At 64.4% G+C, this 12414-nt stretch carries 11 protein-coding genes; 1 reads left to right on the forward strand and 10 read right to left on the reverse strand.

The genetic code is table 11. From position 1 onward, the window contains the following. The 9 genes from FNV92_RS22180 to FNV92_RS22220 all read right to left on the reverse strand — a co-directional run bounded on the left by FNV92_RS22180 (position 1) and on the right by FNV92_RS22220 (position 11193). Positions 1 to 327 carry a rhodanese-like domain-containing protein gene (locus FNV92_RS22180; protein WP_143844560.1) on the reverse strand — a complete coding sequence of 109 codons (327 nt, stop codon included), beginning with the start codon at positions 325 to 327 and terminating at the stop codon, positions 1 to 3. Positions 328 to 483: 156 nt separating this feature from the next. Then, a complete protein-coding gene (locus tag FNV92_RS22185; protein ID WP_143844559.1) occupies positions 484 to 2412 on the reverse strand; it encodes a potassium transporter Kup in 1929 nt (642 codons plus the stop codon). Between the two features lie 140 nt (positions 2413 to 2552). Then, positions 2553 to 4451, reverse strand: coding sequence for a potassium transporter Kup (locus tag FNV92_RS22190; protein WP_168213608.1), 1899 nt, complete (start codon positions 4449 to 4451; stop codon positions 2553 to 2555). Positions 4452 to 4624: 173 nt separating this feature from the next. Next, a complete protein-coding gene (locus FNV92_RS22195) occupies positions 4625 to 5452 on the reverse strand; it encodes an OmpA/MotB family protein (protein ID WP_143844557.1) in 828 nt (275 codons plus the stop codon). A gap of 24 nt (positions 5453 to 5476) precedes the next feature. Beyond that, complete coding sequence (locus tag FNV92_RS22200) at positions 5477 to 6250, reverse strand: motility protein A (RefSeq protein WP_015686922.1); 774 nt, start codon at positions 6248 to 6250, stop codon at positions 5477 to 5479. Between the two features lie 363 nt (positions 6251 to 6613). Then, positions 6614 to 7333 (reverse strand): RraA family protein, encoded by a 720-nt coding sequence (locus FNV92_RS22205; RefSeq protein ID WP_041748957.1) that lies wholly within the window; start codon positions 7331 to 7333, stop codon positions 6614 to 6616. A 152-nt stretch (positions 7334 to 7485) separates the two neighbouring features. Continuing rightward, positions 7486 to 8370: a CDP-alcohol phosphatidyltransferase family protein gene (locus tag FNV92_RS22210; RefSeq protein WP_143844556.1), complete on the reverse strand. Its 885-nt coding sequence runs from the start codon at positions 8368 to 8370 to the stop codon at positions 7486 to 7488. A gap of 87 nt (positions 8371 to 8457) precedes the next feature. Then, entirely contained in the window at positions 8458 to 9156 is a 699-nt protein-coding gene (locus FNV92_RS22215; protein WP_143844555.1) for a phosphatidylserine decarboxylase, read from the reverse strand. An 81-nt stretch (positions 9157 to 9237) separates the two neighbouring features. Continuing rightward, positions 9238 to 11193: an ABCB family ABC transporter ATP-binding protein/permease gene (locus tag FNV92_RS22220; protein ID WP_143844554.1), complete on the reverse strand. Its 1956-nt coding sequence runs from the start codon at positions 11191 to 11193 to the stop codon at positions 9238 to 9240. A 201-nt stretch (positions 11194 to 11394) separates the two neighbouring features. Here FNV92_RS22220 and FNV92_RS22225 point away from each other — a divergent pair, with 201 nt between their 5' ends. Next, the gene (locus tag FNV92_RS22225) at positions 11395 to 12000 is read left to right on the forward strand and encodes an LOG family protein (protein WP_015686927.1); all 606 of its coding nucleotides are present in this window, start codon (positions 11395 to 11397) and stop codon (positions 11998 to 12000) included. 3 nt (positions 12001 to 12003) lie between these two features. Here the strand turns inward: FNV92_RS22225 and FNV92_RS22230 are convergent, their stop codons facing one another. Next, positions 12004 to 12381, reverse strand: coding sequence for a VOC family protein (locus FNV92_RS22230; protein WP_143844552.1), 378 nt, complete (start codon positions 12379 to 12381; stop codon positions 12004 to 12006). Positions 12382 to 12414 lie beyond the last annotated feature (33 nt).

Consider the following 12414-nt stretch of genomic DNA (forward strand, 5'->3'; position numbering starts at 1 on the left):
TCAGCCACCGACCTTGCTGGGAAGACCCGCCGCTTTCCAGCCGAGCATGCCCCCGGCCAGGTGCTTGTCGTAAGGCAGGCCCGCCGCCTGTGCCGCGAGCGAGGCCGTCACCGAGCGCTTGCCCGAACGGCAGGCGAACACGACCTCCTTGCCGGCGGGATCGGGGATCGCCTTGGGATCGAAGGTCGAGAGCGGCACGACGATGCCATAAGGATAGGCCTCGGCTTCGACCTCGTTCGGCTCGCGCACGTCGACGAGCATATAGCGCCCTTCCGCGACACCCTTGGAGACCTCGTCCGGGGTCAGATCCTGTACTTGATTTGCCACATCATCCTCCAACGTCGCGAGCCGCCGCCGGGGTGATCCCGGCGCCGGCAACCTCGCCCCTCGGCAGGCGAAAATCAAGCGCTACAAAGGCTTGAGCCGCATGCCGGAAGTTAAGGCTAAATCGCAGCGACTTGAAGTGTGCCTTGAATCCGGACCTTAAATCGTCACCTGAGTTCCGACCTCGACAACGCGGCCGGAGGGGATCTGGAAATAGTCGGTGGCATCGTTGGCGGAGCGGCTGAGCGAGATGAACAGCCGGTCCTGCCAGCGCGGCATGCCCGAATGGACGGCGGGCTTCAGCGCCCTGCGCGACAGGAAGAACGAGGTCGACATGATGTCGAACTGCCAGCCGAGCTTGCGGGCGATCGCCAGCGCCTTGGGCACGTTGGGCGATTCCATGAAGCCGAACTTCAGCGTCACCTTGGAGAAGGTCGGGCTGATCTGCTCCAGCCTGACCCGCTCGGCCGGATCGATGCGCGGGGTCTGCGCGGTCTCGATGGTGAGAATGACGTTCTTCTCGTGCAGCACCTTGTAGTGTTTCAGACTATGCATCAGCGCGGTCGGCGCGCTGAGCGGATCGCTGGTCAGGAACACCGCGGTGCCGGGCACTCGCTGCGGCGGCCGCTTCTCCAGCATCGCCACGAGATCGGCGAGCGGAAATTCGAGCTTGCGCGACTTCTCGAACAGCAGCCGGCTGCCGCGCCGCCACGTGTACATCAGAATGATCATGAGCGCTCCGAGCGCCAGCGGCACCCAGCCGCCCTCGAACACCTTGAGCAGGTTCGCAGCGAGGAATGTCAGGTCGAGGAACAGGAACGGCGCAATCAGAGCGGCGGCCGCAAACGGCGACCACTTCCAGACCTTCCAGATCACGACGAAGCCCATCATCGCCGTGACCACCATGGTGCCAGTCACGGAGATGCCATAGGCCGAGGCGAGCGCGCTGGAGGAGCGGAACAGCAGCACCAGCAGCACCACCGCGACCAGCAGCAACTGGTTGATGCGCGGGATGAAGATCTGGCCGGAATGGGCTTCAGACGTATGGCGAATTTCAAAGCGCGGCAGCAGGCCGAGCTGAATCGCCTGGCGTGTCAGCGAATAGGCACCGGTAATGACGGCCTGGCTCGCTATCACGGTTGCGGCGGTGGCGAGCACGACCATGCAGCCACGGAAGAAACCCTGCGGGAAGAGCTGGAAGAACGGACTCACGATTGCGCCGGGATCGCCGAGGACGAGAGCGCCCTGCCCCAGATAGTTGAGAGCCAGCGACGGCAGCACGATGAACAACCAGGCCGTCTGGATCGGCCGCTTGCCGAAATGGCCGAGGTCGGCATAAAGCGCCTCGGCGCCGGTGACGGCCAGAAACACCGCGCCCAGCGTCACGAAACCGATGATGCCGTGGTGGAGCATGAAGGACACGGCGTAGAGCGGGTTCAGCGCATACAGCACCTGCGGCTGCTCGATGATCGGATGGATCGCCGCAACCGCGATCACCGCGAACCACACGCACATCACAGGGCCGAAGAAGGCGGCGACCCGGGCGGTGCCGCGCGACTGCACGGCGAACAGGCCGACCAGGATCACCACGGTCAGCGGCACGATGTAGGGCTCGAACCGCAGCGTGACGTCCTTCATGCCTTCGATCGCCGACAGCACCGAGAGCGCCGGCGTGATCACCGCGTCTCCGTAAAACAGAGCGCCGGAGATGATGCCGAGCATGACGATAGTCGCCCCGCGGGTGCCGACCGCGCGCTGCGCCAGCGCCATCAGGGCGAGCGTGCCGCCTTCGCCGTTATTGTCGGCGCGCAGCAGGATCACCACGTATTTCAGGGTCACCACCACGACCAGCGCCCACAGGATCAGCGAGAGCACACCGAGCACAGCAGCCTGGGTCGGGGCCCCTTCCGTCCCCGACGCGGCCATGACGGCCTCCCGGAACGCGTAGAGGGGACTGGTGCCGATATCGCCGTAGACGACGCCGATGCTGCCGAGCGTCAGCGCACCGAAACGGGCGGTCGTATGGGCTTCGCCATGCCCATTGGCCGCCGCCGTTTCCGGGGCGGAAATCGCTACATCACTTGTCATGGGAGAGCCCAGTGGCCTCTAAAATGCTTCACTGCACAACGGCGTAAGAGCGCGCGGCTTATAGCCCTGCGCTACCGGCATAGCCTAGCCCGTTTTTGGGCCCTCGCCATGCAAAAATCGCATAGATTCGCCGATTGCGATCAAATGGTGACTTGTGTGCCGACTTCAACCACCCGCCCGGTGGGAATCTGGAAATAGTCGGTGGCGTCATTGGCGGACCGGCTCAGCGCGATGAACAAATGGTCCTGCCAAAGCGGCATGCCGGATTGCGCCGAGGCCTTCAGCGACCTTCGCGACACGAAGAACGACGTCGACATGATGTCGAACTGCCAGCCCTGCTTGCGTGCGATCGCGAGCGCCTTGGGCACGTTCGGCTGCTCCATGTACCCGAACCGCAGCCGGACCTTCGAGAACTTGTCGCTGACCTTCTCCATCCTGAACCGATCAGCCAGATCGACCCGCGGTGTCTGCGCGGTTTCGATGGTCAGGATCACATTGTGCTCGTGAAGCACCTTGTTGTGCTTGAGATTGTGCAGCAGAGCGGTGGGTACAAAGGAAGGATCGCTGGTGAGGAATACCGCCGTGCCCTTGACGACGTGCGGCGGCCGCTTCTCCAGACTCTTGATCAGGTCGTCCAGCGGCACCTCGATCCGGCGCGTCTTCTGGATCAGGATCCCCGTGCCGCGCCGCCAGGTCCAGATCGTCCCGGCCATGACGACGCCGAACAGCAACGGCACCCAGGCGCCTTCGAGCAGCTTGAGCAGATTGGCGCTGAAGAAAGTCATGTCGACGATAACGAAGGGCATGATCACGGCGGCCGCCGTCGCGGCGCGCCAGTTCCACAATTTCCAGATGACGACGAAGCCCATGATGCCGTCGGCAACCATGGTGGTGGAGACCGCGATACCGTAGGCCGAAGCCAGATTGCTGGAGGTGTGGAACAACAGCACCAGCAGCATCACGCCGATCAGGAGCAGCCGGTTCACCCGCGGCAGATAGATCTGGCCGGCATGGATTGCGGAGGTGTAGCGCACTTCGAAGCGCGGCAAGAGACCGAGTTGCACCGCCTGATAGACCAGGGAATAGGCGCCCGTGATCACCGCCTGGCTCGCGATCACTGTCGCGGCGGTCGCGAGTCCGACCAGCGGCAACACCAGATACTCGGGCACCATGCGGTAGAAGGAATGCTCGATCGCGCTGGGATCGGACAGCACCAGCGCGCCCTGTCCGAAATAGTTGATCAGCAGCGAGGGCAGCACGAAGAACATCCAGGCGGACTGGATCGGCTTACGGCCGAAATGGCCGAGATCGGCATAGAGCGCCTCGCCGCCGGTGACCGCCAGGAAGACGGCGCCCAGCGTGACGAGGCCGATGGTGCCGTGCGACAGCAGGAACTCCAGCGCGTAATAGGGATTGATCGCGGCCAGCACCGACGGATCGTCGGCGATGTGGACGGCGCCCATCACCGCCAGACAGGTGAACCAGATCACCATCACCGGCCCGAAGGCCGAGGCCACCAGCGCTGTCCCCTTGCTCTGGACCGCGAACAGCAGCACCAAAATGAAGACGGTGAGCGGCACGACGTAATGCTCGAAGGCGGGCGTGGCGAGCTTGAGACCTTCGACTGCCGACAACACCGAGATTGCCGGTGTGATCATGGAATCGCCGATGAACATGGAGGCGCCGACCACGCCGAGCGCGAGCAGGAACCAGCTTCGCCGCCCGAGCGCGCGCTGGCCGAGCGCCATCAGCGAGAGCGTGCCGCCCTCCCCGTTATTGTCGGCGCGCAGCAGCAGCAGGACATATTTGGCGGTGACGACGATAAACAGCGCCCACAGGATCAGCGACAGCACGCCGAGCACGATGACCCGCGACACCGGCTCGCCATGGGCCGCGCCTCTGACCGCCTCGTGGAATGCGTAGAGCGGCGAGGTGCCGATGTCGCCAAAGACGACGCCGATGCTCCCGAGCGTAAGGGACCAAAAGCCCGAAGTGACCGGCCCGTCCTGGGTCTCGGCCGATGTGATGCTCGTGGTCATGTGGATGGAAAACGCTTCGTCCCTGGAATTGATCCGGCGCCTTTTGACGCTTCCGGCGCGGCTGTCAATCGGCACAGCACCTTAGCAGGCGGCGAGGCAGATGCTGTGACGCCGCAGCAACGGTTGCCGCCAGCGCGACGACATGCCTCAGGTAAGATGGTAGCGCAAGACCTCTAGGGCTTCAAATTCGGCGGCAGCGGCGGATCTTCCCGCATCAGGGTGATCGTCACCCGGCGGTTGGCCGCCAGCGAGGGGTCGTCCGGAAACAGCGGCTGGGTGTCTGCCTTGCCCGAAACAGCGAAGACGTGCGACGGCGGCAGGCCCTCTCGTTCGAGGATCTGGCGCACTGCATTGGCCCGATCGGCCGACAGATCGAAGGCGCCGTAGTCGCTGCGGGTCGGCACGAAACCGGCTGCGGTGTGGCCGGCGATGGAGACGCGCAGCGGCGTAGCCTTCAGCGGAATGGCGAGCTTCTCGATCAGGCGGCGCGTGCGGTCAAAGGGCACCTTTGAGCCGTCGGCGAACATCGAGCGGCCGTCCTGGTCGACGATCTCGAGGTTGAGGCCCTGCTTGGTCTCCTCGAACATGATGTGCTTGGACATCTCGGTCAGTTCCGGCATGTCCTGCAGGGCCTGACGCAGCGACGCTGCGGCGAGCGCGAAACCGCGGTCGACCTTGAGCCTCGCGCCGGACGTCTTGTCGTGATCCTCCTGGTCCGGCGTCGGCGTGTTCGACGACTCCTCAGGCTGGATGTGGTCGACGTTCTTCAGCCGCGCACGGGTCGGCAGGCCGTCGGATTCGATGATGCCCGCGTAGCGCGCCTCGCTCTGGACGCCGAAGGCCTCGCGCATGGAGCCCGCGACGATCTTCAGCTTGTTGGAGTCCTGGGTGGAGAACGCGACCAGCATCACGAAAAACGCCAGCAGCAAGGCCATCAGATCGGCAAACGTCACGAACCAGCCATGGCCGCCGTGAGCTTCTTCGCGTTTCTTCTTTGCCATCTGTCAGATCCCGGCGTCCGGTGTTTACGCCGGAACCGGCTCGCCTTCGGCGTGACGGTGCTTCTCGGGCAGATAGGCCAGCAGCATTTCGCGCACCAACGTCGGACTCTTGGAGTCGCGGATCATCAGAATGCCGTCGATGATCAGCGTACGATTGGTTTCCTCGTCGATCAGCTTGCCATGCAGCTTGTCGGCGATCGGCAGGCAGAGCAGGTTCGCGACCAGCGCGCCGTAGAGAGTTGCCAGCAGGGCGGTCGCCATGAACGGGCCGAGCTTCGAGGGATCCGACATGTTCGAGAACATCTGCACCATGCCGATCAGCGTTCCGATCATGCCGAACGCAGGCGCGCAGTCGCCGACGGCGCGGTAGATCTTGCTGCCTTCGTTGAGGTGCAGCAGGAAATTGTCGCGGTCGCGCTCCATATTGTCCCTGATAAAGTCGAGGTCGTAGCCGTCGGCGACGTAGCGGATTCCCTTCGCGAGGAACGGCTCGTCGGTCTCGACCTTTTCCAGCCCCACCGGGCCCTGCTTGCGGGCGATCTCGGCGATGCGAGCGAGTTCGTCGACCAGGTCGTGCGCCGACAGCCGGCTCATCGTGAAGGCGAATTTCATGCCGAGCGGCAGGCCATGCATCAGCACCGAGAGCGGAAAGCGGATCATGGTCGCTGCGGCCGAGCCGCCGAAGATGATGATCGCCGCATGATCGCTGATGAACATGTGCAGATCGCCGCCCATGAACACCATCAGCGCGATAACGGCGAGGCCGCCCACAAGCCCGGCGCCCGTCATGATATCCATGGGAGACTCCAACGCGAACGCAACAACGGCCGTCCTGGCCGATGGCGCGGCCCAACCCCGAACCGCATTGGAAACCCTAGTGAGCCGCGATTAAAGACGCGTAAAGGTTAAGTCCGGACAGCGTGTCCGCCGCTGCCGATGGTACCGCGATTGCCGCGCAGCGACATGAATCTCAACACTTCGCTAACCATGATGACGCCGCCATGCGACGAAATCCTCGGCGTCTCGTGCAGGCCGATGTCTGGAATGGTCAGACGCTTCTGAACAAGCGATTTGTCTTGAGAAGCAATTTGTCTTGCGCACCAGGACCACATCCATGTCGCCGGCCCGTGCGAGCCGGCGACCGCTTGCCAAGTCAGGAGCTTAGTGGATTTCCGCCGAGCGCTTCAGCGCGGCCTTCAGCTTCTCCAGCGTGAAGTCGGGGCTACGGGCGATCTCGAGGATTGGCGTCTCGCGGCGGCCGCAGAGTTCGGCGGCATCCGGCAGCTTCGCGGCGATGTCGAGCGGGATCACGATAGCGCCATGCTGATCGGCGTGAATGAGGTCATCCGACTTCACGGTCATGCCGGCGACGCGCACTTCGCCGCCGAAGCTCTCCGCATGCACCCACGCATGCGACGGGCCGATCGAACCGGCCAGTGCCTGGAAGCCCGGGGCCCATTGCGGGATGTCTCGGATCGAGCCGTCGGTGATGACGCCGAGGCAGCCGAGCGCCTTGTGCACGTTGCTCTGCACCTCGCCCCAGAACGCACCGTAGCCGACATCGGGACCGTCGATATCCTGGATCACCGAAATGCGCGGACCGTGGCCGGTGCCGACATATTCGTAATAGTCGATGCGGCGCTTGGACTGCTCTTCGGGCGGCAGCGAGGATTTCAGCACCGAGCGGATCGCGACCGTGCGGGCGTAACCGACGATCGGCGGCAGATCGGGGAACGGGCAGACGAGCTGCTTGGTGGTGTAGCCGATCAGCCGGCGCTCGGGCGCGACGATCTCCATGGCATTGCAGATCGTCGGGGTGTCGTAGCGGCCCAGCGCTTCGAGGACGGAAGCGGGCAGCGGCCCGGTCGCGGAATTGGTCACGGCGTTCTCTCCCAGATTGGCGGCCGCTGTTGGCGCGGTGCCGCCTGCACGGGCGATATAGCCGAGATCAGGCTTCAACCCAACTCAGCACGCCCTCATGGCAGATATCCGTGTCTTGCCGTTCAGTGTCTTGCCGCTCAGTGTCTTGCCGCTCAGTGCAGCCGTCCGGGCCGGTCGTCCTCGTCCGGCGGCTCCGCCAGGTTTGCCAGTGTCGGCGCCGAGGGGGGCGACGGGACCTCGCCTCCTGCGGCCGGCGCGGTCGCTTCCATCGCACGGGCCTGATCGCGATAGGATTTGAAACCGAGCGGCAGTGAGGCCAGATACAGCACCGTGCCGATCGAGAGCACATACCAGGGATAGCTGATCAGGAGCGCGATGAAGAAGATCACCGCGACGAAGGCCGGCAACACCAGCTCCGGCGGCACCCGCATGCGCATGCTCTTGCCGGAGAAAACCGGCAGGCGCGATACCATCAGGAAGGCAATCAACAGCGTATAGCCGGCCGTGAGCGACGCGGGCCAGCGGCCCAGATCCAGGAACGCGGCATAAATCGGCAACATCACGGTAATTGCACCGGCCGGCGCCGGCATGCCCGTGAAGAAATTGGCGGCAAAGGCCGGTTTGTTCGGATCGTCCAGTGTCGCGTTGAAGCGCGCAAGCCGCAGGCACATGGAGATCGCAAACACCATGGCCGCGATCCAGCCGGCATTGCCGAGCTCGTGCAACTGCCAGAAATACAGCATCAGGCCGGGGGCCACGCCGAAATTGACGAAATCGGCGAGGCTGTCGAGCTCGGCGCCGAACTTGGACTGGCCCTTGATCAGCCGGGCAATGCGGCCGTCGATGCCGTCGAGCGCCGCAGCGAACACGATGGCATAGACGGCAAGCGTCATCCGCCCTTCGATCGACAGCCGGATCGCCGTCAGGCCGGCGCAGATCGCCAGCAGCGTGATGACGTTCGGCACCAGCATCCGCACCGGGATCGGGCGGAACCGGCGGCGGCGCACGTCTGGATCTCTGGAGTCGTAGGGCGTCATGGATCGTCCTCACCTCAAGGCGAGATATAGCAAGCCCCGCTTCCCTCCGCCATTGCGGCGGAAGGCCCCCATGGACCGACTTATGGGTTAATTGGCGCGGTAGGCGCGGCTCGGGTCGTCGCCGGCAAGGTCGGCCAAAATCGTCTCGCCGGCGATTGCGGTCTGCCCTTCCGAGACCAGCGCCCTGGTGCCGACGGGCAGATAGACATCGAGGCGCGAGCCGAAGCGGATCAGGCCGAAGCGCTCACCGGCCCCGATCGCCTGCCCTTCCCTGACGAAGCAGACGATGCGCTTGGCGATCAGCCCCGCGATCTGGACCACGCCGATCCGTGCCGTCGGCGTCGTGATCACCAGCGAGTTGCGCTCATTGTCCTCGCTCGCCTTGTCGAGCTCGGCATTGATGAAGAGGCCGGGCCGGTAGGCGATGCGGTCCACCCTGCCCGCAACGGGGGCGCGGTTCACATGGCAGTTGAACACGCTCATGAACACCGAGATGCGCGGCAGCGGACGGTCGCCGAGCCCGAGCTCGGCCGGCGGCAGCGCCATGGTGATCATCGAGACACGGCCGTCGGCCGGCGATACCACGAGCCCGTCGCGCACCGGCGTCACCCGCACGGGGTCGCGGAAGAACAGCGCGCACCACACGGTCAGGATCGTGCCGATCCACCCGAGCGGCGACCACAGCCAGAACAGGATCAGGCTTGCCAGCGCAAAGCCGCCGATGAAGGGATAGCCCTCCTTGTGGATCGGCGGGATCTGACGCTGGATCGAATCGAGAATGGACATCGCTATCTGCCGCCTGAGGGTTGATGGCACGCGGGGTGCCCCGCGCGGTTGTTTAGGCCAGAGTTGGGACCGGAGACAAGGTCACTCCGCGGCCGCAGGCGCTGTCAGGGCATCCTGGACCGGCGGCGGCTCCCGGTTGGGCGCCTCGCTGGTATCAGCCATCTTGGCCAGCTTCTCGCGCGCGGCCTCCGCCTCGCGCTGCCTGTTCCACATGCTGGCATAGAGGCCGCCCTGCGCGAGCAGCTTGGCGTGGGTGCCGCGCTCGGCAATGCGGCCCTGGTCCAGCACGATGATCTCATCGGCGCCGACGATGGTGGAAAGCCGGTGCGCGATCACCAGCGAGGTGCGGTTTTTCGCCACCCGCTCGAGCGCGCCCTGGATCTCGTGCTCGGTGTGGGTGTCGAGCGCCGACGTCGCCTCGTCCAGCACCAGGATCGGCGGCGCTTTCAAGACGGTCCGCGCGATGGCGACACGCTGCTTCTCGCCGCCGGAGAGCTTCAGGCCGCGCTCGCCGACCTGGGTCTCGTAGCCCTTCGGCGCCATACGGATGAAATGGTCGATCTGCGCCAGTTGCGCTGCCTGCTCGACCTCGGCATCGCTGGCGTCCCACCGGCCGTAGCGGATGTTGTAGCGGATGGTGTCGTTGAACAGCACGGTATCCTGCGGCACCATGCCGATCGAGGCGCGCAGGCTGGCCTGTGTGACCTCGCGGATGTCCTGGCCGTCGATCAAGATCCTGCCGCCCGAGATGTCGTAGAGGCGGAACAGAAGCCGCGAGATGGTCGACTTGCCTGCCCCCGACGGGCCGACGATCGCCACCGTCTTGCCGGCCGGCACCTCGAAGCTGATGCCCTTCAGGATCGGGCGTGCAGGCTCATAGGCAAAGCGCACGTCCTCGAAACGCACATTCCCGGCGGAGACCACCAGCGGCTTCGCATCGGGCACGTTCTTGATCTCGGCTTCGCGGCCAAGGACGTTGAACATCTTCTCGATGTCGATGATCGCCTGCTTGATCTCGCGATAGACCATGCCCATGAAATTCAGCGGCTGGTAGAGCTGAATCATCATGGCGTTGACCAGCACGAAATCGCCGACCGTGTTGGTGCCGTTGCGGACGCCGATCGCGCACATCAGCATGGTCGCGGTCAGCCCCATCGTGAAGATCACCGCCTGTCCGGTGTTGAGCACGGCGAGCGACGTATAGGCCTGAACGCTCGATTCCTCGTAGCGCGCGACCGACTTGTCGTAACGCTGCGCCTCGCGCGCCTCGGCGCTGAAATATTTCACGGTCTCGTAGTTGAGAAGCGAGTCGATCGCCTTGGTATTCGCCTCGGTGTCGGAATCGTTCATCTTGCGGCGAATGCCGATCCGCCATTCGGTCGCGACGTAGGTGTAGTACATATACACCGTCACCGTGATCAGGGTCGCGACCACGTAGCGCCAGTCGAACTGCCAGAGCAGCACGGCCATCAGCAGCGAGACCTCGACGATGGTCGGGATCAACTGGAGGATCACCATCCGCACGATGACCTCGATGCCCTCGCGGCCGCGCTCGAGCACACGCGTCAGGCCTCCGGTCTTGCGTTCGAGGTGAAAGCGCAGCGAGAGTTCGTGCATGTGAATGAAGGTGATGGTGGCGAGCTTGCGCACCGCATGCATGGCCACGCGGGCGAAGATGCCGTCGCGCCATTGCGTCAGCACCGCCATCATGATGCGCATCACGCCGTAGCTCGCGGTCAGCAGCAACGGCGAGGCGATCACCCAGAGGTGCCAGTTGTCGGGCTGCACCGGCGCGGTGTTGGCGCCGGTCAGCGCATCGGTCGCCCATTTGAAGCTGAATGGAACCGTGAGCGTGATCAGCTTGGCGGCGAGCAGCAGCACCATCGACCAGACCACGCGCATCTTTAGGTCGAAGCGGTCACCCGGCCAGATATAGGGCCACAGATGCGCCAGCGTGCCCATCAGCGTGGCCCGTTCCAGCGGTCCGCCGGCCGGCTCGGGCACTTCGGCGCCATGGGGCGAATGGGGAGGAGTCATCAAACAGCCTGAAAGCCCGCCGAATGCGGGCTGCGTTGCGATTAAGGATTTTCGCTCGTCATATAGAAGCTTCCGGAGGCGAACGCACCCCGCCAGATGGCGAATCTTCGATTGTTTGTCGCCATTTACCGGTAGATTTCCGGGTGGTCCGAATCACCGATTGAGCTTGACGCCCTTTCGCTGCAATGCATCATGGTACCAATGAGCACCATCAAAACCGTCTGTGTCTATTGCGGCTCCGGCCCGGGAACCAATCCACGTTTCACCGAAGGCGCCAAGGCGCTCGGCAAGGCGCTCGCCGAGAACAACGTCCGCTTGGTCTATGGCGGCGGCTCGGTCGGCCTGATGGGCGCGGTCGCGACCTCCGTGCTCGATCACGGCGGCACCGTCACCGGCATCATCCCCGAATTCCTGCGCAAGCGCGAGAACGCGCTGACGCGCGTGCAAGAGATGATCGTCACTCCCGACATGCACGAGCGCAAGCGGCTTATGTTCGAACGCTCGGACGCCTTCGTGGCACTGCCGGGCGGCGTCGGCACGCTGGAGGAGCTGGTCGAGCAATTGACCTGGAAGCAGCTGGGCCGCCACGCCAAGCCGGTGCTGCTCGCCAACATCGACAATTTCTGGGAGCCGCTGTTCTCGCTGCTGTCGCACATGCGCCAGACCGAGTTCATCCGCGCCGGCCTGTCGGTCGACATCCTCAAGGCCGATCGCGTCGAGGACATCCTGCCGAAGCTGAAGTCCGCCGTGGCCCAGCTCGCCGAAGCCGAAAAGCAGCTCGCCCCGGACGTGGCGCGCAAGCTCTAAACATCATTCGCTCGGGAACGTCACCGCCTCGATGCGATTGCCGTCGGGATCGGCGACGAATGTCGCGTAGTAGCGCACACGGTCGTGCGGGCGGAGGGCCGGCGCACTCTCGGACGCACCTCCAGCCCTGAGTGCTGCGGCGTGAAACGCGTCGACCTCCGCCGTGGTCTTCGCCCGCAGGCAGATGTGCACGCCGCTCTCCGACGGCACCAGCGGCATGTTCTCGCGCAAGTTGATCCAGAACTCGGGATAGGCCTTGCCGAAGCCGATCGTCCGCGGCCGCGTGACCAAGCGCGTCAGGCCGAGGGCGGCGAGCGTCGCTTCGTAAAACCTTGCGGAGCGTTCGAGGTCGCTGACGCCGACGGAAATGTGGTCGATCATTGCAAACGCTCCCTCCCCTCGTCATTGCGAGCG

It is taken from the genome of Bradyrhizobium cosmicum, from assembly GCF_007290395.2.
In the GTDB taxonomy this organism is placed as follows: Bacteria; Pseudomonadota; Alphaproteobacteria; order Rhizobiales; family Xanthobacteraceae; genus Bradyrhizobium; species Bradyrhizobium cosmicum.

What these genes read in the sequence shown, in the direction of transcription:
- FNV92_RS22200 (WP_015686922.1), bottom strand. Translation starts at nt 6,250, where the DNA reads ATGGATATCATGACGGGCGCCGGGCTTGTGGGCGGCCTCGCCGTTATC.
- FNV92_RS22195 (WP_143844557.1), bottom strand. Translation starts at nt 5,452, where the DNA reads ATGGCAAAGAAGAAACGCGAAGAAGCTCACGGCGGCCATGGCTGGTTC.
- FNV92_RS22230 (WP_143844552.1), bottom strand. Translation starts at nt 12,381, where the DNA reads ATGATCGACCACATTTCCGTCGGCGTCAGCGACCTCGAACGCTCCGCA.
- FNV92_RS22190 (WP_168213608.1), bottom strand. Translation starts at nt 4,451, where the DNA reads ATGACCACGAGCATCACATCGGCCGAGACCCAGGACGGGCCGGTCACT.
- FNV92_RS22215 (WP_143844555.1), bottom strand. Translation starts at nt 9,156, where the DNA reads ATGTCCATTCTCGATTCGATCCAGCGTCAGATCCCGCCGATCCACAAG.
- FNV92_RS22185 (WP_143844559.1), bottom strand. Translation starts at nt 2,412, where the DNA reads ATGACAAGTGATGTAGCGATTTCCGCCCCGGAAACGGCGGCGGCCAAT.
- FNV92_RS22210 (WP_143844556.1), bottom strand. Translation starts at nt 8,370, where the DNA reads ATGACGCCCTACGACTCCAGAGATCCAGACGTGCGCCGCCGCCGGTTC.
- FNV92_RS22225 (WP_015686927.1), top strand. Translation starts at nt 11,395, where the DNA reads ATGAGCACCATCAAAACCGTCTGTGTCTATTGCGGCTCCGGCCCGGGA.
- FNV92_RS22220 (WP_143844554.1), bottom strand. Translation starts at nt 11,193, where the DNA reads ATGACTCCTCCCCATTCGCCCCATGGCGCCGAAGTGCCCGAGCCGGCC.